Origin of the sequence: Marinobacter gelidimuriae (assembly GCF_000372805.1) — a bacterium.
Taxonomy (GTDB): domain Bacteria; phylum Pseudomonadota; class Gammaproteobacteria; order Pseudomonadales; family Oleiphilaceae; genus Marinobacter; species Marinobacter gelidimuriae.
Window position 1 is genome coordinate 1 of record NZ_KB889907.1, and the last position, 20,739, is coordinate 20,739.

The following is a 20,739-nucleotide window of genomic DNA, read 5'->3' on the forward strand; positions in this document are numbered from 1 at the left end:
TGGCCGCACCGCGCATCAGCGTGCAAATGGAGGCCGAAGGCGGCGCCCGTTCGCCAGGTCGCGGAGGCCAAGCCGTCAATATGGAAAATCAGGATTAACGCAGNAGACATTAAACAGCCAGGCTCCGCGAATAAAACAGAGCCTGGCAACAGTCAACTCTACATCTGTAAATCGAGGTGTCAGGCGCCGGCGATGCGCCCGGCCAGCGGTGATGACGGNTCTGCCAGTTGGCGGCGGGGCATGCGTCCGGCAAGAAATGCTTCNCGCCCGGCTTGNACCGCCAGTCGCATGGCNCGGGCCATAGCAATAGGGTCTGGCGAATGNGCAATGGCCGAGTTCATCAANACCGCATCGCACCCCAGTTCCATCGCCATAGCAGCCTCGTGAGCGGCACCAATACCTGCATCCACCAGCACCGGCACGCTGGCGCGCTCGACGATCAGGCGAATATTGTGCGGATTCTGAATGCCAAGGCCGGAGCCAATCAACGAGCCCAGGGGCATGATCGCGCAGCAGCCGATCTTTTCCAGTTCCAACGCCACAATGGGGTCGTCGCTGGTGTACACCATCACGTCAAAGCCATCACGAATCAGCTCTTCGGCGGCTTTTAGGGTTTCCACCACATTCGGATAAAGGGTGGTTTCATCGCCCAGCACTTCCAGCTTGACCAGATTGTGGCCATCCAGCAGTTCGCGGGCCAGCTTGCAGGTACGCACCGCAGAGCGGGCATCGTAACAGCCGGCGGTATTAGGCAGCAGCGTGTAACGGTTTGGTGGCAGAAAATCCAGCAGGTTAGGCTCGTCGGGATTCTGACCAATGCTGGTGCGGCGCACGGCAAACGTTACGACCTCGGCGCCGCTTTCGTAAAGTGCCCGCGCGGTTTCATCGTAGTCTTTGTAGCGGCCGGTACCCACCATAAGGCGCGATGTGAACTGCCGCCCTGCGATCACCAGTGGTTTGTCCAAGGTTTGTTCTGTCATCTTGTGTTCCTGTTTATGTGGGTACCTACTTGCACAAGCGGAGACGGTTGCAAGTGTTTGTACCGTGATTTGATATTGGGCAGAAAAAATAACGTTTCAACGATGATCAGGCCTGGCCAACCCTAAATGTTCGCGCAAAGTGCTGCCCTGATATTCAGTACGAAACAGCCCGCGACTTTGCAGCACCGGCACCACCTGCTCGATAAAGTCTTCAATGCCACCGGGCAGCGACGGCGGCATCAGGTTAAACCCGTCGGCGCCCTCGTTGCGGAACCAGTGCTCCATCTTGTCCGCAATCTGCTGGGGCGTACCAACCATGGTGCAGTGGCCACCCCCCGCCGCCAGCCGGCCCAACAGCTGGCGCAGAGTCGGCTGTTCAGTTTCGATGATGCGTAAAATGGTGCTGTAACGGCCCTGTGGCCCGCTAAACTCCTCCAATGGCGGAAGTGTTGGCACTGGTGCGTCCAAATCCCAGCCCGAACAGTCCTGGCCGATAAACATTGCCAGCTGGCGCAAAGACGCATCCGCGGGTAACAGCTCGTCAAGCTCACGCTGCTTGGCTTTTGCTTCCGCTTCGGTAGGTGCCACGTAAGTGACCAAGCCCGGTAAGATCGGCACATAAACCTCGCGGCCAGCGGCTTTTACCCGTTGTTTGATATCGCGGTAATAGCTTTGCGCCGCCGGCAAGTCATAGGCTACGGCGTAAATCGCCTCGGCGCATCTGGCCGCCAGCTCCCGCCCGGGCGCTGACGCGCCGGCCTGAAACAGCACCGGATGCCCCTGCACCGGACGCGGTACGTTCAACGGCCCGTCTACCCGAAAAAATTCACCCTGGTGGTTTATCGGACGCACCTTGGCGGGGTCGGCGTAATGGCCCTGGCGATCAAACCGCAAAGCGTCATCAGCCCAGGAGTCCCACAATCCCAATACCGCCTGCACAAACTCGTCGGCGCGGCGGTAGCGCTCGGCGTGCCCGGGCATAGCTTCATAACCGTGGTTGCGGGCTTCTACATCAAACATCGAAGTAACCACGTTCCAGCCAATGCGGCCGCCGGAGATATGATCCAGCGACGCGACCAGACGCGCGGCGTGAAACGGTGTGTAAAACGTGCTGGATACGGTGCTGATAAACCCGATCTTTTCTGTGGCCCGGCTCATGGCTGCCATGGCCGTTAGCGGCTCCAGGTAAAACCAGCTGCCATCTGACACATTGCCCGCCGAATTGCTGTCGGCGAAAAATACGGCGTCCAGCTTTCCGCGTTCGGCGGTTTGCGCCAGGCACTCGTAATAGCGAATGTCTCCCAACTGCTCCACCGCCGACTGCGGGTGGCGCCAGGCTGCTCGATGATGGCCGCAGCCCATCAGAAACAGGTTTATGTGCATCATCCGTTGATGTGAATCTGAAGCCGTCATCAGTTTTTCACCAACCCGCCGTCTACCACCAGGTTCTGCCCGGTGACCGAGCGCGACCAGGGTGACGCAAAAAACAAGGTGGCATCGGCAAACTCTGCCGGCGTAGTCACCCGCCGCAACGGTGTGCTGGCTGCGATGAAATCAAACACCGCCTCGGGCGTGGCAGCCGATGCGTCCGTGGTGCGCAGAAGGCCGCCCGACACCATATTAACGGTGATGTTGTCTGGGCCCAAATCCTGGGACAAGGTACGGGTAAGCGACAGCAAAGCCGCTTTACCCGCAGTGTAATCGTGATACGGCACCACCGGGTTCTGGAACAGGTTGGTTCCCACATTCACAATGCGACCAAAACCCAGTTCGCGCATACCGGCCAGCGCCGCTTGGGTGGTGTTCAGCGCACCGCCCACCACGCCGGCAAACTGCTGGTTCAGATTTTCCCAGGTCAGCTGATCTGCGTTCGGGCGGGCGTCGCCGTTGAATGAGAAATCCGGTAAGGCATTATTGATTACCGTGGTCACCGCAAACCCGAAATGTTGCCGGGCCTGAGCAAACATCGCCTGCACAGCGGCGCGGTCGGTTACGTCAGCCTGCACCGCAAGCGCACGTACCGGTTCTTCAGCGGCCAGTTTGTGCGCCGCTTCGGCGCTGTTACGATAATTGATAATAACGCTGGCGCCCTCGCGCAAAAACGCGCGCACCAGGTGTTCCCCCAAACCGCGGGCAGCACCGGTTATCAAAACCAGCTGTTGATCAAGACGGATGGATTTGTGCATAGACACCTCATGGCTGAGGCGAAGGTATGAATGGACAGATTTGGTACGGGCGCACCTTCTGACATCCCTTCGCCAGTGTGAACTGGATCAGGTTCAACGGGTGTGCTCTCAGCCCTGCAAAGCAGGACACCCCGTGTCGAGCCAAGACCATAGCACAACGGCTGCGCGAATATGCAGGCCAAACCGCCATTAATAGCGGCACTTGACAAGTACGAACAGACTTCCTACTCTATTGCCATTCCTGGGGGCGCCATTGCGATGGCTGAGACTCCGCACGTTGTGCGGTAACCCTTCGAACCTGATCCGGGTAATGCCGGCGAAGGGAAGGAAAAAGCCTGCTTTACGCTTGCCTGTGCGCTCCTTTCTTTCCCCGCGGCTTGTCCCGGTTATCCCGGTCGTTCGCCACCTTTGGCGATGACGCTCCCGTCTGCCACGGCAAGGAAGATTTACCCATGCTAAGCACCTCTACCGCCCTTATGTGGCTGATTTTATTCGCCGCACTTTTTGCCATACCCGGCCTGATTTACGCCCGCCACAAGCAGGACAAACTGGACGATTTTCTGGTGGCCCGCAACAGCCAGAGCAGCTCCGCTACCCTGCTGACACTGCTGGCGACCACCATGGGTACCTGGATTCTGTTTGGCCCGGCGCAGGCCGCCACCTGGGGTGGCATTGGTGCCGTTACCGGTTATGCGCTGGGTGCCCTGGCGCCGCGGCTGATCATGATTCCCCTTGGTAAACGCATTCGCACACTGATGCCCGAAGGCCACACCCTCACCGAATTTGTGCTCGGCCGCTATGGCCGTGTTATGTACGGCTTCGTGCTGGTGATCATGGTTTTCTATCTGTTTATCAGCCTGACGGCGGGCCTGACGGCCATTGCCAAAATGGTGTCTTTGTTGGCGCCGGTTCCTCTGTGGCTAACCGCCAGCATCGTAATGGGCGCCACCCTGCTGTACACCCTGTACGGCGGCCTGCGGGTCACTATTTTTACCGACCGGATACAAATGCTGGTGATTTTGCCATTTCTGGCGCTATTGATTGGTTTTGGCTGGAAGGCCACCGGTGGCCTGGCCCCGGCACTGCAAGGCTTGCAGGAAAAGGCGCCGCACCTGCTGAACCCGCTGGACATCAACGGCCTGAAATCCGGCCTGACTTTTTTCCTGGCGGTGGTGCTGACCGGGTTATTTTACCAGGGCACCTGGCAGCGAGTCTTCGCTGCCCGTGATAACAAGGTTATCCGCAACGGTTTTATCATCAGCGGTCTGTTAAGTTTCCCCATCATTTTCATCATGGGTTTGTTCGGGCTGGCGTTTGTAGGCCTGGGCTTGCCGGGTGACGGCTCGGTGGCGCTGTTCAGCGTGCTGTTGGCGGATGTGCCCGTGTGGTTTGCCATTGGCCTGTTACCCTTCGGGCTGGCGCTGATTATGAGCAGCGCGGACTCCACCATCAGCGGGCTGACCAGCATTATGGTCATAGACCTGCGCCGACTGCTGCCCAAGTTGGGCAACCATAGCCTGCTGTCGCTGTCGCGTTGGCTGATTGTGTTGTTGTCGGTACCGGTGTTGTTCGTGGCGGCCCAAGGCTACAGCGTGCTTTACCTGTTTCTGCTGGCCGATCTGCTGTGCTGCGCTGCCGCTTTCCCGGTATTTTTCGGCTTCTACAACGCCCGTTACCAAAGCTACAACGCCGCGATTAGCACGTTTGCCGGTCTGGCTACCGGGTTGATGCTGTTTCCCGCACCGGGGGCGCCGCTCACCTATTTGCTGGAATCTTTCCTGCTGGCAACCTTTGTACCGATTGCGGTGTCGTTATTGTTGCTGCTACTGCCAAAAGGAAAGCTCTTTGATTTCTCTGTACTGGCGCAGCGGGTGCGAAAGCTGGAGGGGTAATGCCAGGGGCCTAGCGCTGTTTGTTCTGAGTTGGGCACCTCAAAGTTCTGATCCTTGAGTACAACGGTGTATTCAGCTTCTTCTGTCGCCATAACGTTGCCTAGCCCTAAAATCGTCAAAAAGGCGATACAAACAGTTTGCGCCAAATGCGTCATCGGCGTTCGTCCTCAAACGTTATTTGCAGATTCACAAAAAACCGCGCGTTTAACGGCTCAGTGAAGCCCCGGGTTCGGTTACTTTGAGCCTGTCGTTCCTCACATAGAAGGTTCCGTTGATGGTCAGCGCCAGTGGCTGTCCACTTAGCGGAGCCTCTTCGGGCAGGCCTCTTTGGGCATGCACGTGCAAATGCGGCTCTGAACTATTGCCGGAATTACCCATCTCCCCAAGCTTGTCGCCAATTTCCAGACTGTCTCCGGCCTGTACATGAATGCTGCCCTGGCGCAAATGCGCCAACACCACAAAGAAATCACCGCAATCAACAGCTACGTAATTGCCCGCTATATTCTCAGGGTCCATTTCAGGAACCTGCATGTCCTGAACACCGTCAACAATTCTGGCGACTTCCCCCTTACAGGGTGCTAATACCGGTGTTCCGAAGGTGACATAACGAGTTGGGTCAGCGGGTTGCCAGCCTTCTACATGACGGCCAAACGGCGTAATCCGTACAATGTCGAGCGCGCGGCTCTGGCCCCGCCAGGGCCGGAATCGCTCTACCGATTCGTCCAGTGTATGCAGGTGAATATTGACTAGGCTGCCTGAGCCCCCTTGCGCCACCAGATAGTCGCCCGCGCCGAATGGCGGTGCGATATTCACGGTATCTACCTGCGGGAGTTCACGGCCCAGCCACGCCAGATAACCCATATAACCGCCGATCGAGCCGAACCCGGCTACCATCAGCACCAGCGTGGTTGGCCCGGCTGACGCTTGCCAAAATCCGTTGCCCAGGAAGCGACCTCGCACAAGATGCCAAGCTGTGGACAACAGGAACACAACGCCGTAAAGATACGGCACCCAGAAAGGCGGCATCGTCCATAAAGCCGCGAGCCCTATCCCCAAAATAACCGCGCCAACCGAAACCGCCTGAAGCCCAAGGGCCAGAAAGCCAGCCGCCGGAAACCGTGCAAACCAAAACAGCAGCAGCACCGGAAGAAGAATCTGAGTAACCATGACCATCCAGGACATTAATCGGGGTTCCTTAATCGGGGTTCCTTAATTCAAGCCGTAATACTGATAGGGAATGCACACAAAGAATCCTTATAAAGAGCGCTCATAACCAAAGCCACTACCACGCCAGCCAGATGACATGCTTAGCACCCTTTCCGGGGCGATGGGCACGCACAGTCACCGGCTCAACAGAAAGCCCGGCACGCTTGATCCGTTCGGTAAAAGTGGGGTCTTGCCCTGCCGACCAGTAAGCCAGAATGCCTTCGGACGTCAGCGCGGCCTGGGCGGCGGCAATACCGGGGGCGGTGTACAGCCAATCATTTTCCTTACGGGTCATTCCTTCGGGACCATTGTCGATATCCAACAAAATGGCGTCATAATGGCCCGGCGAGTCTTTGATCAGCTGCACCACGTCGCCGACGTGCACTTTCGTTCTGGGATCATTTAAGGGATAACCCGCCGCAAGGCCCAATGGCCCGCGATTCCATTCAACTACGTCCGGCACCAACTCGGCCACGGTTACTTCAGCCTTATCACCCAGCGCGCCCAGAGCCGCTGCCAGCGTAAAGCCCATGCCCAAACCGCCAATTAGGACGCGCGGTGCGGGGTAATCGGCAATCCGCTCGCAAGCGAGCGTTGCCAAGGCATCTTCGGAGCCGTGAAGGCGGCTGTTCATCAGTTCACCGGGCTTGCCGGCAATTTTGATCGAAAACTCATCATTGCGCTGGAGCAGGCGCAGCTCCGTGCCTTTGCCCGGAATGGTGGCGGTACCCAGCAGTTCAAAACGGGTCATAAAAACCTCAAAAATCGTCAACACACCGGCAAAGAATTCGCCGCAATATTCAGGTGCAACACTCTACCACGCCGTTCCCTCTACCAAGGCAACTGCTCGCCGTTGCTGTGCCAGAAGGTTCCGGAATTCTCCAGATTCAGCCCTTCAATCAGCGCAACCAACCCTTTCGCAGAGTCTTCTGGCGTAATCAGCCCGCCGAAATTCACCATGCGAGTTTTCACATAGCCCGGGTGAAGCTGGGCGACGGCGATACCGTGGGGTTTCAAGTCTATCGCCAGAGATTTCGCAAACGCGTTCAATGCGGCTTTGGAGGCACGGTAACCGTAGCGACCGCCGGAGTCGTTATCAGCAATCGACCCCATGCGGCTGGTGATATTCGCGATCTTGCCGCCGGAAGGCATTTGCGGGAACAGGGCTTCGGCGATTCGCAACGGTGCGTAGGCATTGATCTCCATCTGGGTGCGCAAGGAGTCAAAATCGATGCTGCCCAGTACTTCGTCCTGCAACAGACCCGCGTTGTTAATCAGTACGTCGATTTGAACGCCCTGCAAGCCGGCCATCAGCCTTTCCACACCGGTGTCGGTTGTAACCTCCACACCATCAACAACCTTGGCAGCCACTTCCGTAAGCTCGGCCGACGTTTCACGACACACACCAATCACCTCACAGCCCTTTGCGGCAAAAAGCCGGGCTAGCTCCAGGCCTATTCCGCGGTTGGCACCGGTGATGACCACTACTCGTTTATTCGACATAACAACACCTCATAGATGAATAGGATAAGATGGCAAAACGCCCTCCAGACAGGACACAGCCACATTGTCTTCGCCACTTGTATTCGCCGTGTTTGCTCTGGCGCTCATCGCTTTCGCGATATTTTACCTGTTTTTCTACCGCAACTGGCGGCGACAGCGTGAACTGCAACAGCCTTTTCCAAAAGCCTGGCGCACGTTGCTGCGGGCCCATATGCCACTCTCTCAAAAACTTCCCCCGCCCCTGAAAAAGCAGCTGGAAGAATACGTTCAGCTTTTTCTTTCCGAAAAGGCATTCTACGGCTGCGCCGGTTTTCATGTGGACGAGCGGGTAAAAATCACCATTGCCGGCCACGCCTGCCTGCTTATTCTGGCCCGCCCCTATGCTTCTTATGACGATGTTCGCAGCATTCTGGTGTACCCGGATGTGTATCGCGTACAAACAGCACAGAGTGATGGCATCGTGGTGAGTGTTGGCGATCAGGTTCGTGCGGGCGAAGCATCTAACCGGGGGCAAGTGGTGTTGGCGTGGTCTGAATGCGAAGAAGGCGCGATGAATTCAGACGGCCCGCACAACGTTATTCTTCATGAGTTCGCCCACCAACTGGACTACCTGGACGGCACTGCAGACGGTGCGCCGCCGCTGAGCGGCGAGCAAGCCCAAGTGTGGCAACAAACCATGACCAAAGCGTATGAGAACCTGCGATCCAGCTTGCGGCATCATCAGAAAAGCTGGCTTGACCCGTACGGCGCCACCAAGCCCGCCGAGTTTTTTGCGGTGCTTACAGAAGCCTTTTTTCAGCAGCCAAAACATCTGAAAGCCGAACAACCGGACGTTTACGACGCACTGCGCGGTTTTTATCGGCTGGACCCCATAGACTTCAGCCGCCACGAAGGTTGAATCGCCGCCTGCCTTTCGCTGTAGAATGCCACGACCTATTTCACACATTAGCGATGATGCAAAAGAGCGCCACCATGATTGATTTCCGCAGTGACACCGTTACCCGCCCTACCCGGGAAATGCGCGAGGCCATGGCCTACGCGGAGGTTGGCGACGATGTTTACGGTGAAGACCCGACAGTGAACAACCTACAAGCCTATGCAGCCGAGCGGCTGGGCTTCGAATCTGCCCTGTTTACGGCCAGCGGCACCCAGGCCAACCTGCTGGCTATTATGAGCCACTGCGGTCGCGGCGACGAATACCTGTGTGGCCAGTCAGCGCACAACTATCGCTACGAAGGCGGCGGCGCCGCCGTACTTGGAAGCGTGCAACCTCAGCCCATCGAGAATGAGCCCGACGGCAGCATCAACCTCGACAAGGCCCGCGCAGCGATAAAACCCGGTGACTTTCATTTCGCCATAACGCGCCTGCTATCGCTGGAAAACACCATCGGCGGCAAAGTGCTATCACTGGACTATCAACGCCAGGCTCGCGCCTTTTGCGATGACCACCGGTTGCAGCTTCATCTGGACGGAGCCCGGGTATTTAACGCAGCGGTAAAATCAGACTGTGATGTAACGGACATAACCAAACACTACGATTCCGTCAGCGTTTGCCTGTCGAAGGGATTGGGCGCACCAGTGGGGTCACTGTTGTTGGGTTCAACAGCCTTTATTGAGCGAGCAACACGCCTGCGCAAAATGCTCGGCGGCGGCATGCGCCAGGCTGGCATACTGGCAGCAGCCGGGCGCATCGCCCTGGAGCAAGGGCCACTGCGACTGCAAGAAGACCATGAAAACGCCCAATGCCTGAGCACCGGGCTTGCCGCCATTTCAGAACTGGAAATTGACCCGAGCCGCACCCAGACCAACATCGTTTACGCCCGCTGCCGCTCGGGCAAAGCCGCGGCGCTGCGCGATTATCTGGCAAGCCAAGGGGTTCTCATCACCGCCGGTGAGCCTATTCGCTTCGTGACCCACCGTGACGTTGATAACAACGATGTAAAACAGCTAATAACAGCTATTCAACGGTTTTATCAGCAGCAGCCTTAACCGTCGACTGGGGGAGGTTGCCCCCCAACATGTTTTCAACGACGGCCGCATTATAGAAAGCTTCAACCTTTTGGATTTTGTCGCCTAGAACACTAAACCAGACTGCCAGCCGTACATCGCCAATCGGTTCAAAATTGGTCCGGTAATCCAGAATTGCGAACACCTGCTCCTCATCGGCACTGAGCTGACGGAGAATCAGGTCTTTCTGAATGGCGACCATCCCGAACTGATAGGCCATCAAGTCATCCGGGTTCACGAAACGCATATTTGGCCCAACATATTCAAATCCGTCCGTAACCAGCAAGGCCTTTGCCTCATCAAAACGCTGGGCTTGGATATCAGCAACGAACTGCGCCACGATGCCTTTTGGCTTCATCAATAGACTCCACTTCTAATACGGGGATGGTTTGAATGCCCAGAAACTTAGTCAGCTTTAACGCTGCTTCAGAAAGCGTTTTTTAGGCAGCAAGGCTCTGGGGTAAAGCATAAGAGCCACCCCAAAGCGCGGCAAAAAAGCAATGCCTTGTTGATGATATTGCACAGTACTTCAGTGTCAAGCACCTGACTCATCAGTCTTTTTTGGGCTAACCGGCTTTGGGCTGACCGGCTTTGGGCTGACCGGCTTTGGGCCTACAGGGGCAATTTGCCCACTTTTACCTTTAACGACATAATGAACCGCTCCGCCAGCCTTTAAAAAAGCCGCTGTTTGCTCTTCAATTGAGGCCGTTGTTACTGAATCTTTTGCGGGTTTCTTGCTCATAGTATTCTCTCGGTTAAATGTTGGTTTATCTGTCCATTTCAACAATGTCTAATCTCGCTGCACGAACTGTTTACGCAGCGTCTAGCGGTGTGATTCGGTCAACTTCTTCCTTGACCGATAACGCTGCAGTCCACAAATCAACAGCGCGCTGCGCATTCAGCCAAAACTCCGGAGAATTACCAAACAAACGCGCAAGCCGTAGTGCCATTTCAGGGCTGACCGCACGGCGCTCTCGCAGCAGCTCATTGACGGACTGGCGAGATACCCCCAAAGATTCAGCCAATCCAGCAACCGTTAAGTCGTAGTCTGGGATAAAATCCTCTCTTAACATTTCACCAGGATGGGTCGGCTTGTGCTGCATACTGCCAGTATCAGGAATAGCCATCGTCATTATCTCTCCCAGTGATCGTTGCATATGACCTTGTACGTATTACCATCGTCAAAAGAGAAACAATTACGCCACTGGTCAGTTATCGAAAACGTTTGCTGCTCCTGCCTGCCAAGTTTCGATCGCGGAACGCGAGTGTAATTTGTCACGTTACACATGTCAATTGATGGTCACGCGACGGCGGCTTCGCTTCACTTTTAAATTCTAAACTTCGGATATATTACTGTGAGCACACTTTACCGACGTGAACATAACCAAACCAAGCCTAATCGCAAAGGTCTGCACCCGAGAAATCTGCACAAGCAGGGCTATGATTTTCCATCGCTTGTAAAAAGCTGTCCGCCACTAGCCCCCTATGTGCATAAAAACACTTACGGCAACCTTTCCATAGAATTCGCAGACCCACTGGCTGTAAAAGCCCTGAATACCGCGCTATTAAAGCAATATTACAGCGTTATTGATTGGAATATTCCAGAGGGTGCTCTTTGTCCACCCATTCCGGGCAGAGCCGACTACATCCATTACATAGCCGAGTTGCTTGGCGTTGGCGAGCCTACGACAAACCAGGCTAATACCCAGCCCAACATTTCGTTACTTGATATAGGAACGGGTGCGAATGGGATATACCCGCTATTAGCGTGCCAGATATACGATTGGCAGTGTGTGGGTAGTGATATTAACCGTCAGTCACTTGAAAACGTAGCCTTGATTATCGCTAATAACCCCACGCTAAAAGACCGTTTCACACTGCGCACGCAACACGATAAAAATCACATTTTTGAAGGAATCATTCAAACCGGGGAATTCTTTGATGTCAGTGTATGCAACCCGCCGTTTCATGCGTCGCAAGAGGAAGCTCTAACAGGCAGCCAGCGTAAAATTAACAACCTTGCTCGTAACCGCGGTGAGCAAAAAACCACGTCTTCCACTCTTAATTTTGGCGGCCTGGGAGCCGAGCTATGGTGTAAAGGTGGCGAACGACTGTTCCTTAAAAAACTGATAAAAGAAAGCCAGGTTTTTTCAACTCAATGCCGCTGGTTTACAAGCCTGGTTTCGAAAATTGACAATGTAAAGCCGGCAAAAAAACTGATTCTTAAGCTTGGCGCAATTGACGTACGGGAAATAGAAATGAAGCAGGGCAATAAAACCACGAGAATATTGGCTTGGACATTTATCTAAATCTTGCGCCAGAAAACAGTTGCCCCGGCGGGCGCAACGTTTGAAACGCTGCGCCACTTCTTCTGTCGCATGTTGAGTTGCTGCCAACCCCAAGGTGGCACAGCAACTCCTTGCAAAAGAGACTAAGCTGGCTGAAGAGCTTTGATAAAGGTAAATGGCGAGATACGACTCCGATTAATCTTCAAAGGAGTTTGTTCTTCGGGAAGCACGTGAAGAGGACCTTCCGGTGCTCGTGGGGTTCCTCGCCAAACTGGCATTGCATGTCTCTGGAGCACCACCGCAGAATCTCAGGAAGAATGAACATAAGCGGCTCCTGAACGTACTGCGCTCCTCACTGGGCGACGATAATAAGCTACTGGACTGTGGCGGAGAACCCGGATGCCGGCCTCGTCGGAATGGGTTATATCTATGTGTGGCACAGTCAGGGAATCTGGGAACAGGCGGAAGCGTTGGTTTACAGGTCGGGAATAATTGACGATGTGTGGGTGGAGCCCGAGTTGGACCTGCCGTTCATTCCTGGCCGGGTAGAAAAGCGAGTCAGGACTATTCTCCAGGGACTGGATTTTAAATGGAGCTATCCTGAACATCCGGGCCGGTTGGCGGCGATCAAAGCGCCTTCGCCCTTGTGCGCCCGCCGGGGCATCACGCCGAGCCCGTGCGTGCACGGGGCTTCTGCCTATTGAACAACGTTGCCGTAGCGGCCGCCCATGCCCAGGCAAAGCTGGGCTGTGAACGTGTCCTGATCATTGACTGGGATGCGCACCACGGCAATGGCACCCAGGATATTTTCTGGGCAGACTCGGATGTGCTGTTCTTCGACACCCATTGCGCCGCACCGTTTTATCCCGGATCTGGTCTGATTGAAGAGGTGGGTGTTGGCCTGGGTGAAGGTTACACCATCAACGTCCCCCTTCCGGAAACCGCCGGCGACATTGCATTCGAAAAAGTCTTCCGAGACATACTGGTGCCCGCCGCCGAGCACTTCAAACCGGATCTGGTGCTGGTCTCGGCGGGGTTTGACCCCCACCGCAACGATATGGCGATGAACCTCACCTATGACGGTTTTAAAGTGCTGACCAGAATTGTTCAGGACATTGCTGACACGCACTGCGAGGGCAAGCTCGCGTTCGTTCTGTCTGGAGGGTGGGTACAACCTTTCCTCGCTGGCCAAAGGTGTTCACGCGGTGCTTGAGGTGCTGACGGGTGGCGACGTACCCAAACTCTGGGAAGCGGGTGTCAAGGAAGCAGAAGAAGCCGCAGAGTTCCACCGGTCGGCTTTCAGCGACGAAGAATAGATTTTCAGCCTGGCACGGCAACGTGTTGATGAACGTTCGGGCCAAGCTGCAGGAAGAGCGGGCGAGCAGTCGTTAACCTTCTTTTTCGATCATTCCAACAATCTCATGCGACGTCTGCATCATGGGCTCAAAATGCGCATGCTCCCCTGCGGTCAGAACTGACACATGTCTGACCTGATAAACCGCATAGCCGGTCAGTAAAAAGAGGATGCCCGCCATATAAAGCGGCATACCCTGAGTACCCACCAGATTCATGATAACGCCCACAAACAAAGGAGCCAGGGCAGAACCGGCGCCATGCAACACCAGCATATCGGTTGATCCCGAGACCACCTCATCCGGGTGCAATTGATCAAGCAACTGCGCCACACCCAGCGGATAAAGAGAAAAAGACAGGCCGCCCCAGACAAAGAACGTAATCATCAACATCCTCTGGCTTTGCGCCAGCGGCATTATCAAACACATCACTGCAGCCAGAGCTGCAACACAGATAAGAACCTTGCGGCGATCATGGGTGTCGGAAAAGCGGCCGATCGGGATCTGCAAAAGCGCACCCCCGACGTCGCAACCGCAAGCGGCGCAAACTGTATCAACTTTTTCAGGCTGCTTTTCGCCCGATCCGGAATCACGGGCTGGCTGCGGCTGGTGATCGTTATTGGCAGAAGCGCCCAGCAGATCAATATGGCAGACAGGGAAAACAGCACGAACACTTCCCCGGAGTTTAGACGCAGGAGCTGCTGCGCCAGAGCGATAGCCCCGAGAGTAACAACCATATAAAGCGCAAAAACGCGGCCGCGCTCTTCCCTGGCGGCCCGGGTATTGAGCCAGCTTTCAGTGACTGTCATCAGAGTGACAAAGGCGACGCCGTAGCAAAATCTCAGCAGTAACCAGACCCAGGGATTCACCCAAATGACATGCAGGAGCGCGATGGTGGCGCAAAGTGCCGCGCAGAAGGCAAAGGTGCGGATATGCCCTATACGCCGGATCAGGCGACCGCTGACGAATATGCCGCAAGCAAAGCCGACGAAGAAGCCGGACATAATAAAGCCGATCCAGATTGTTGATAACCTCTGACCGTCGGCGGTCACAGCCAGCAACGTGTTGAGCAGACCACTGCCGAGCTGTAATAGTGCGACGCTGCCCAGAATCGCACCAATGGGGCGCATAAGAGACCAGATAGGAACCTCCTGACTTAGCCTTGCGTTTGGGGCGTGTTGCCCGCGGCCTGCAAGCACTTGGGGGTTGTTCTTGTCTTTATGCACCGCCTTTGTGATCACGTGTGTGCTGTGAATCCTGCAAGAGCTAGGCATGCACAGAAATTTCTGTATCACTATGATCACATTAGGTATTTTCGAACTTCATGGGCAGAATACCGGTGTTGCCACCGACTTCCGGTATGAAAACTGCATTGGTAGTTTGTAGGGTCCCCTAGTTCAGCAAAGCTTTGCCCACGCTAGAGTCCCATCTCTACGCCATGTTTTGCTGAACGCCTGGACATAAGGAAAGACTTATACTCTACCACCGCCTGCCCTTTGAAGAACTGGTGGCCTATTACACCATGGCCGATGTGATGTGGATTACGCCGCTGCGGGATGGCCTGGACCTGGTCGCAAAAGAATACATCGCAACCCAGGGCTTAACCCAAGGCAGTGGCGTACTGGTGCTGTCTGAATTTGCCGGCGCTGCGGCGGAACTGCGCGGAGCCATTCTGGCGAATCCGCACCACCCGCAGGACCTGGCCGATACCTGCTGCTACGCATTGGCGATCAGCCGAAGCGACGCCCGGAATCGACTGAGCGAAGCCTTCGAAGTGGTTTGCCGTTATGACATCGAGTATTGGAGGCAGGAGTTTATCAATGAGGTTGAACGGCGACGCGCGACAAAATTAAACAAGATTTTGCCCATAGGTCATTGCGCGGCCTGATCTGACCTTCACCCAATCCAGGAGCCAGACACATGCTGTTAAAAAATGCCGTGCAGCTGATTTGCTACCCAGACCGAATTGGCAATGACCTGAAAGACCTCTACACAGTCGTCGACAAACACCTGTCACAGGCCATTGGAGGGCTGCATATCCTGCCGTTTTTCCCTCCAATGCCGATGGCGGGTTTTCGCCCTTGACTCACAAGGCAGTGGATCCGGATTTTGGTACCTGGGACGACATTGAAGCCTTCACGAAAAAGTACGACCTATGTGTCGACCTGACGGTGAACCATATCTCTGACGAGCCTCCCGAGTTTAGGGATTTCATCGCCCATGGCTTCGATTCGGAGTATGCCGACCTGCTTGTTCATGTCGACAAGTTCGGCGAGATATCCCCGGATGACATGGCCAAGATTCATATCCGCAAAGAGAAAGAACCCTTCCGGGAAGTGACGCTTGCGGATGGCACAAAAACCCGGGTCTGGTGCACCTTCATCGACCAGCAGATTGATCTCAATTACGAGTCCGACCAGGCTTACCGCCTGATGGAAAGCTATATCGGCTTTCTCACCTCAAAAGGTGTAAACCTGCTGAGGCTCGATGCCTTTGGTTACACCACCAAACGTATTGGAACCAGCTGCTTTCTGGTGGAGCCCGATGTCTATCGGTTACTCGACTGGATTAACGAAGTGGCCCTGAAACACGGCGCGGAATGCCTGCCGGAAGTCCACGATCACACCAGTTATCAATACGCGATCGGCCGACGCAACATGCACCCCTACGGCTTTGCTCTGCCGCCCCTTTTGCTCTACTCGCTGCTGGACGCAAACAGCGTGTACCTGAAAACTGGCTGCGAATGTGCCCACGCAACATGGTTACCGTATTAGATACCCACGACGGAATCTGTATTCCGGACGTCGAAGGTGTGCTGCCGGATGAAAAAATCCGAGTGCTTATTGATAACATTGATGCTCGCAGTGCAGACCCGATCATGCGGCGCTCGGCGGCCAATATCCACAGCGTTGGCGCAATCTACCAGCTCACCCGCACCTTCTACGACGCGCTCATGCAGAACGATGACGCCAGATATGACATGTCGGCAATTTAATTATATTCTACGAAAACGACATTAACGGATGAACAGTTAAGTGCGACCGCATTGGCCCCTCATTTTTCTTCTGACCATTGTGAACCTGACAACGTGCGCGCTGGCTGAATCAGCTGCCGATGACGGATCAGTGCCGGTCATTGACGCTCGAACCGTGTACCAGGGCGCAATGGTCGATCGGATGGCATTTCTCGCTGAATAAGAAGAGGCGCTCTCCGTTGACGGGGTTCAGTCCCTGATTCGCGGGAATCCCACTGTCCTGAAGTACCCTGAGTCCAGCGTGTTAACCAGAGGTATCAATTCCGGTGCGATCTGGCTGGTGGCGAATGTTCTCAATCCGACCGATGACACCATTTTGCGCCGCGTGTCCGTCAGAAACGGCGTTCTACAGCTTCGTCTACGGCGTCATGTTTGCACTTTCGGCCTGCAGCCTGTGCTGTTCGCCGGCCTTCGGCAGCGGCGTTATCTGTTCTACTCGCTCTACACCGGCAGCTTTGTAGCTATGACCGCGTCCTACAACGGTATCGGAATGGCCCTGCTCTGGCCCGAGGCGATGGGCTGGCAACAATGGGCGCCACCCCTGCTGAGGCTGTGTTTTGCCAGCTCCGGTTTGGCGTTTGCGACGAATTTTCTGAACACCAAGCGCCGCCAACCACGGTTCCACAGAACCCTCCAGACAATCAGCGTGGCATATTTTGCGCTTTTTGCTGCCTGTTTCGCCTTAGGCGAACAGGGCCTGGCGCTGCGCCTGGCATTCCTGGTTGTGCCCGTGTTCAGTGTACTGATGCTCTACATGGGCGTGTCGAGCTGGGTGGCGGGCAACCAGTCCGCACGCTATTTCATGCTGGGCACATTAGCCTCCGTTGTTGGCGCTTCGATTACGGCCTCGACGGTAACCGGCCTGAACAATCGGCGCGGTTTTCTGCCTGTCGCCGAATCACTATGGAGCCTGGTCACGCGCAAGAACAGAAACGTCTGTGTGGCTATGATCGATATTGACCGTTTCAAGAACATCAATGATCAATATGGCCATGCCGTCGGCGACAAGGTCTTGAAGGTAATTGCCGACGAGCTTGATAGATCGCGGCGCCGCGGCGACCTCCTGGCCCGCTGGGGAGGTGAGGAATTCACTCTTTTGTTGCCGGAAACGAGCGAGGCGGAAGCCCTCAAAGTGGCCGAACGTTTCCGCCACAATATTGAGCAGCTGGTGACCAATGACCGCGGCAGGCTGATTCAATGCACCATCAGCATCGGTGTCGCCAGCCGCCATGCTGAACATGTCACCCTGGACCAGGCCATTGCCAGGGCCGATGAGGAACTCTACCGGGCCAAGCTGCAAGGGCGCAATCAGGTCTCCTTTGGCCGCATGTCAGGCGGGTCCGGGGAAAACCCACTGCCTGCCAAAAATCACTCTTAGCCCGCCAACTGCCGGTCCCTCTGGCACCCTTGAGCCACGCGACGACTCCCTTATTGTGATACGTTACTACTTGGGATACGTAAAAACACTAGGGTCGGTTGACGTTTCATTACATCGGCAACCACAAAACCCACAAGCCATAGCGACGACGCTCTGATAGTTGCGTTTCAATTTGTCATAGCGCGTCGCCAGCCTACGAAAATGTTTGAAGCGTGCAAACGCATTTTCCACCAAATGACGGTGGCGATATAACGACCAATCCATATCCGCATTACCTTTTAGCTTCGACCAGTGATCAGCACTGAGCATGAATCGGGGCATGGCGAACTCGTTTTATGGGTGGCGTAGGAACCTTAATATTACGAGTTTTCCTTTTTTATTCAATGCCTTATGCGAAAACGTCAACAGACCCTAGTATGAAACATTCAAGACTTGCGATAAACCAGTGCAAATGCGGTGTCAGCCGAGTGGTCATGCCCAGCTTTCGCATACATCGGCACCTCTGCTACTTTCAAATTCTTAATCAGCCCGCGTGTTTCCATATCTCGGAGGACAGGTTCAAATCCGGCCTCCCGGTAAAACGCTTTTTTTACACCGATTACAAAGAGAGCATCGGAGCGGGCTATATCGAGCAAAGCCACAAGTGGTTCTGGGCCTAGATGCCCGGATGTGAAAGTTCCTGCAGAGACAACCGCCCTGTAGTCATTTGCGATTAGATCCAGTGATTTCGTAAGATCAACTTCATATAGTGTGCGATAGAGTTGTTTTTCTTCTGCAATGCGAAGCATTTCGGCCGAAATGTCAATTCCGTCGATCTGTTCGCGTGGAAAATCCAAGGCGCTCGCCACGAGTCCGGTACCGCATCCGATATCTGCTATTGGCGTATCGGTTGTTGTGCACGCGTCACGATAAATCTCGACAATTGCGGCGGGATAGTGCCATCCTAGCTCGTCGGCGAATTCCATATCATATGTGGATGCAAAAGCATCGTAGTACACTGCATTGTCAGCTGGAGTTGTGGGCTTATATGCATTCTCCAGAAGAGTTTGTCCTGCGCTTTTTTTGATCATGGTTTAGTCCTCCAATGAATGCCACATAACGCGAAAATAAGCGGCGTGCGTAAGCACGTCCGGTACAGCGCCTAGTAGCACATATACGGTTACAATTAAAACTTATTTTACACATTGAAAGCGAATTTCAGTTTTAGGAAAATTTCCGAATATATAGGGTGGTTTTGCATCAATCGTCTCAAGCACCTCAATGCGTTTTCCTGTTTTCCTGTTTAACAATAGCTTAGCCCAATTATTTTAGCACACACAGGGCCATGTGGTCGCTTGAATTCTTTATTGGCCCGCTTGCGCCTAAGAGTTATGAACCCTACCCGGTTTACTCCCAAGCCAGCGCTTCTCAACCAAAAAATAAACATACACAGGCGATTGGCCCGTTTAGGACCACTCGTCAACATCTATCCAGAAGCTGACCGAGTAGAATTCAGGTCTTTCCTCAGTTTTGACACGACAGAGGAACTGTCCAGCGAACACTCGTCTGCAGTAGCAGGATAAAACTTTTCAGCCACCTGGCTCATCTCATCCTCATCATACTCAAACAGCGCATTCCCAAATCCCTTCGCAGCCGCCGTATCCAGCGCAGCCTGATCAACGCCCTCCTCCCTCATCTGCCGGGCTTTTTCTCGTGCTTCAGCCACCGCTTCCTGCAGTGACAATCCTTCCTTGGTCACCAGATCCACATAGTAGATCGGCGTTCGATGACTCTACGTCGTGCTTTTCCCTCTCAGCTTCAGTTCCAACGGCATGCACGCCAGCGAACCGGCTATGTTCCGGTTAACTGTTGAAACTGTTCTAAACTTACCATCACAACCCCAGAAAATGCCGGAGGTCCCTGATGAAACAGAACGATTTCGATCAATGACAGCTGTCATTGATTCTCTTAGCCCCTGCCAGCGCCATCAACTTCTTGAACATTTACAGCACCCTAAAGCCATTCCCGCCATTATCGAGCACTTGGAGCAGCGGCTACAATCTCAGCTCAAGTGCCCAACATGCAACCACGATAAAGTCTATCGCTGGGGTATCCTCAAAGGGTTGCAACGCTATCGCTGTCGCGGCTGCACTAAAACGTTCACTGCTCTGACAGGAACTCCCTTGGCCTGCCTACGCAAGCGAGAGCTGTGGATGGAATACGCTACGTCCATGCTCAATTCTGAAGCGCTGCGTACAGCTGCTCGCAGGTGCAAAATTCGTTTAGATACTTCATTTCACTGGCGCCACCGCTTCCTGAAACTTGCGGACTATCTCAATGCGAAAGCGCTCTCCGGCATTGTTGAGGCCGATCAGACACTGTTTTGCGAGTCTTTCAAAGGCCAGCGCAAAATCATCGAACGTCCCGTTCGAAAACGCGGCAATGACAACAAAAAAGCCGCAAAGTGGGTGCCGGTACTGGTGGCTAGAGATCGAAATTCCAGCGAGGCTGACTTTGTTTTCAAACACTTCACGCTTAAAAATGTCGAACAACACCTACTCCCGCTATTGAGCCAAGACATCGTGCTTTGCACGGATGCGCATTTGACCTTTGAGTCCCTGGCCAACAAACATCATCTACATCACAAGGTGCTCAACGTCAGTGCTGGTGAAAGGGTAAAGGAGGCTGCATTCCACATCCAAGGTGTAAACAACTACCACCAGCGCCTCAAATGCTGGATCCAGCGCTTTCATGGTGTTGCAACCGGTCGCAGTAGGAATGCCGGTCACCCGGCACCCCCTGCACAGATCCGTACGTGCGCTACTAACGCATACGGCTCCTATCTTGAGTGTATACCGTCAAATCGTTTGTTTGGCCAAGGATGCACAACTCTGGGTTGTGGCAGCGCATCTCGCAAGAACTGACCGAAGCGCG

General features: G+C 54.6%; 21 protein-coding genes, 4 pseudogenes and 2 riboswitches. Of the genes and pseudogenes, 11 read left to right on the forward strand and 14 right to left on the reverse strand.

Annotated features, from left to right (window positions below):
- Positions 1 to 179: 179 nt before the first annotated feature.
- The 3 genes from A3OI_RS0113360 to A3OI_RS0113370 form a co-directional block, all read right to left on the reverse strand.
- Positions 180 to 980: a thiazole synthase gene (locus A3OI_RS0113360; protein WP_018404767.1), complete on the reverse strand. Its 801-nt coding sequence runs from the start codon at positions 978 to 980 to the stop codon at positions 180 to 182.
- A 96-nt stretch (positions 981 to 1,076) separates the two neighbouring features.
- Entirely contained in the window at positions 1,077 to 2,393 is a 1,317-nt protein-coding gene (locus A3OI_RS0113365; protein WP_018404768.1) for an LLM class flavin-dependent oxidoreductase, read from the reverse strand.
- On the reverse strand, positions 2,393 to 3,166 hold the full coding sequence (locus tag A3OI_RS0113370) for a 3-oxoacyl-ACP reductase (protein ID WP_018404769.1): 774 nt from the start codon (positions 3,164 to 3,166) through the stop codon (positions 2,393 to 2,395). The genes A3OI_RS0113365 and A3OI_RS0113370 overlap by 1 nt, the downstream gene beginning before the upstream one ends.
- Positions 3,167 to 3,213: 47 nt before the next feature.
- A riboswitch (TPP riboswitch) is annotated at positions 3,214 to 3,310 on the reverse strand.
- An 89-nt stretch (positions 3,311 to 3,399) separates the two neighbouring features.
- Positions 3,400 to 3,508, forward strand: a riboswitch (TPP riboswitch).
- Between the two features lie 110 nt (positions 3,509 to 3,618).
- On the opposite strand from A3OI_RS0113370, the gene A3OI_RS0113375 reads away from it, so the two are divergent.
- On the forward strand, positions 3,619 to 5,058 hold the full coding sequence (locus A3OI_RS0113375; RefSeq protein WP_018404770.1) for a sodium:solute symporter family protein: 1,440 nt from the start codon (positions 3,619 to 3,621) through the stop codon (positions 5,056 to 5,058).
- A gap of 204 nt (positions 5,059 to 5,262) precedes the next feature.
- On the opposite strand, the gene A3OI_RS0113380 is transcribed toward A3OI_RS0113375, so the two are convergent.
- The 3 genes from A3OI_RS0113380 to A3OI_RS0113390 all read right to left on the reverse strand — a co-directional run bounded on the left by A3OI_RS0113380 (position 5,263) and on the right by A3OI_RS0113390 (position 7,767).
- On the reverse strand, positions 5,263 to 6,240 hold the full coding sequence (locus tag A3OI_RS0113380; RefSeq protein ID WP_018404771.1) for a peptidoglycan DD-metalloendopeptidase family protein: 978 nt from the start codon (positions 6,238 to 6,240) through the stop codon (positions 5,263 to 5,265).
- Between the two features lie 100 nt (positions 6,241 to 6,340).
- Positions 6,341 to 7,015: a spermine/spermidine synthase domain-containing protein gene (locus tag A3OI_RS0113385; RefSeq protein ID WP_026224203.1), complete on the reverse strand. Its 675-nt coding sequence runs from the start codon at positions 7,013 to 7,015 to the stop codon at positions 6,341 to 6,343.
- A gap of 80 nt (positions 7,016 to 7,095) precedes the next feature.
- Positions 7,096 to 7,767, reverse strand: a complete 672-nt coding sequence (locus A3OI_RS0113390) for an SDR family oxidoreductase (RefSeq protein WP_018404773.1) — start codon at positions 7,765 to 7,767, stop codon at positions 7,096 to 7,098.
- Positions 7,768 to 7,831: 64 nt separating this feature from the next.
- Here A3OI_RS0113390 and A3OI_RS0113395 point away from each other — a divergent pair, with 64 nt between their 5' ends.
- Positions 7,832 to 8,665 carry a M90 family metallopeptidase gene (locus A3OI_RS0113395; protein ID WP_018404774.1) on the forward strand — a complete coding sequence of 278 codons (834 nt, stop codon included), beginning with the start codon at positions 7,832 to 7,834 and terminating at the stop codon, positions 8,663 to 8,665.
- A gap of 74 nt (positions 8,666 to 8,739) precedes the next feature.
- Positions 8,740 to 9,756 carry a low-specificity L-threonine aldolase gene (ltaE, locus tag A3OI_RS0113400; RefSeq protein ID WP_018404775.1) on the forward strand — a complete coding sequence of 339 codons (1,017 nt, stop codon included), beginning with the start codon at positions 8,740 to 8,742 and terminating at the stop codon, positions 9,754 to 9,756.
- Here the strand turns inward: ltaE and A3OI_RS0113405 are convergent.
- From A3OI_RS0113405 to A3OI_RS0113410, 3 genes are all read right to left on the reverse strand, one after another.
- Positions 9,725 to 10,132, reverse strand: a complete 408-nt coding sequence (locus A3OI_RS0113405) for a nuclear transport factor 2-like protein (protein ID WP_018404776.1) — start codon at positions 10,130 to 10,132, stop codon at positions 9,725 to 9,727. The genes ltaE and A3OI_RS0113405 overlap by 32 nt on opposite strands.
- Positions 10,133 to 10,309: 177 nt before the next feature.
- Complete coding sequence (locus A3OI_RS22095; protein WP_081622932.1) at positions 10,310 to 10,516, reverse strand: hypothetical protein; 207 nt, start codon at positions 10,514 to 10,516, stop codon at positions 10,310 to 10,312.
- A 70-nt stretch (positions 10,517 to 10,586) separates the two neighbouring features.
- A complete protein-coding gene (locus A3OI_RS0113410) occupies positions 10,587 to 10,907 on the reverse strand; it encodes a HigA family addiction module antitoxin (protein ID WP_014873018.1) in 321 nt (106 codons plus the stop codon).
- A gap of 222 nt (positions 10,908 to 11,129) precedes the next feature.
- Here A3OI_RS0113410 and rlmF point away from each other — a divergent pair, with 222 nt between their 5' ends.
- Positions 11,130 to 12,083 (forward strand): 23S rRNA (adenine(1618)-N(6))-methyltransferase RlmF, encoded by a 954-nt coding sequence (gene rlmF, locus A3OI_RS0113415; RefSeq protein ID WP_018404777.1) that lies wholly within the window; start codon positions 11,130 to 11,132, stop codon positions 12,081 to 12,083.
- A 449-nt stretch (positions 12,084 to 12,532) separates the two neighbouring features.
- Positions 12,533 to 13,378: pseudogene (locus tag A3OI_RS24710) on the forward strand (histone deacetylase family protein).
- 72 nt (positions 13,379 to 13,450) lie between these two features.
- Here the strand turns inward: A3OI_RS24710 and A3OI_RS24490 are convergent.
- Positions 13,451 to 13,924 (reverse strand): MFS transporter, encoded by a 474-nt coding sequence (locus A3OI_RS24490; protein WP_323806885.1) that lies wholly within the window; start codon positions 13,922 to 13,924, stop codon positions 13,451 to 13,453.
- Positions 13,843 to 14,655: an MFS transporter gene (locus A3OI_RS24495; RefSeq protein ID WP_323806886.1), complete on the reverse strand. Its 813-nt coding sequence runs from the start codon at positions 14,653 to 14,655 to the stop codon at positions 13,843 to 13,845. Before A3OI_RS24495 ends, A3OI_RS24490 begins: the two co-directional genes overlap by 82 nt.
- Before the next feature lie 239 nt (positions 14,656 to 14,894).
- On the opposite strand from A3OI_RS24495, the pseudogene A3OI_RS0113435 reads away from it, so the two are divergent.
- The 5 genes and pseudogenes from A3OI_RS0113435 to A3OI_RS20260 form a co-directional block, all read left to right on the forward strand.
- Positions 14,895 to 15,302, forward strand: a pseudogene (locus A3OI_RS0113435) (trehalose-6-phosphate synthase); the annotation flags it as partial.
- A gap of 32 nt (positions 15,303 to 15,334) precedes the next feature.
- Positions 15,335 to 15,499: a hypothetical protein gene (locus A3OI_RS23950; protein WP_228702982.1), complete on the forward strand. Its 165-nt coding sequence runs from the start codon at positions 15,335 to 15,337 to the stop codon at positions 15,497 to 15,499.
- A complete protein-coding gene (locus A3OI_RS20255; RefSeq protein ID WP_228702983.1) occupies positions 15,496 to 16,188 on the forward strand; it encodes an alpha-amylase family glycosyl hydrolase in 693 nt (230 codons plus the stop codon). Before A3OI_RS23950 ends, A3OI_RS20255 begins: the two co-directional genes overlap by 4 nt.
- Positions 16,173 to 16,409, forward strand: coding sequence for a hypothetical protein (locus A3OI_RS23955; RefSeq protein ID WP_228702984.1), 237 nt, complete (start codon positions 16,173 to 16,175; stop codon positions 16,407 to 16,409). Before A3OI_RS20255 ends, A3OI_RS23955 begins: the two co-directional genes overlap by 16 nt.
- 280 nt (positions 16,410 to 16,689) lie before the next feature.
- Positions 16,690 to 17,826 (forward strand): diguanylate cyclase, encoded by a 1,137-nt coding sequence (locus A3OI_RS20260; RefSeq protein WP_228702985.1) that lies wholly within the window; start codon positions 16,690 to 16,692, stop codon positions 17,824 to 17,826.
- A 109-nt stretch (positions 17,827 to 17,935) separates the two neighbouring features.
- Here A3OI_RS20260 and A3OI_RS22100 read toward each other — a convergent pair.
- From A3OI_RS22100 to A3OI_RS20270, 3 genes and pseudogenes are all read right to left on the reverse strand, one after another.
- Positions 17,936 to 18,102: pseudogene (locus A3OI_RS22100) on the reverse strand (transposase); the annotation flags it as partial.
- 149 nt (positions 18,103 to 18,251) lie between these two features.
- Positions 18,252 to 18,896 (reverse strand): class I SAM-dependent DNA methyltransferase, encoded by a 645-nt coding sequence (locus A3OI_RS20265; RefSeq protein WP_018404782.1) that lies wholly within the window; start codon positions 18,894 to 18,896, stop codon positions 18,252 to 18,254.
- 395 nt (positions 18,897 to 19,291) lie between these two features.
- Positions 19,292 to 19,648: pseudogene (locus A3OI_RS20270) on the reverse strand (hydrolase or metal-binding protein); the annotation flags it as partial.
- A 103-nt stretch (positions 19,649 to 19,751) separates the two neighbouring features.
- On the opposite strand from A3OI_RS20270, the gene A3OI_RS22105 reads away from it, so the two are divergent.
- Positions 19,752 to 20,729: an IS1595 family transposase gene (locus tag A3OI_RS22105; RefSeq protein WP_177313710.1), complete on the forward strand. Its 978-nt coding sequence runs from the start codon at positions 19,752 to 19,754 to the stop codon at positions 20,727 to 20,729.
- Positions 20,730 to 20,739 lie beyond the last annotated feature (10 nt).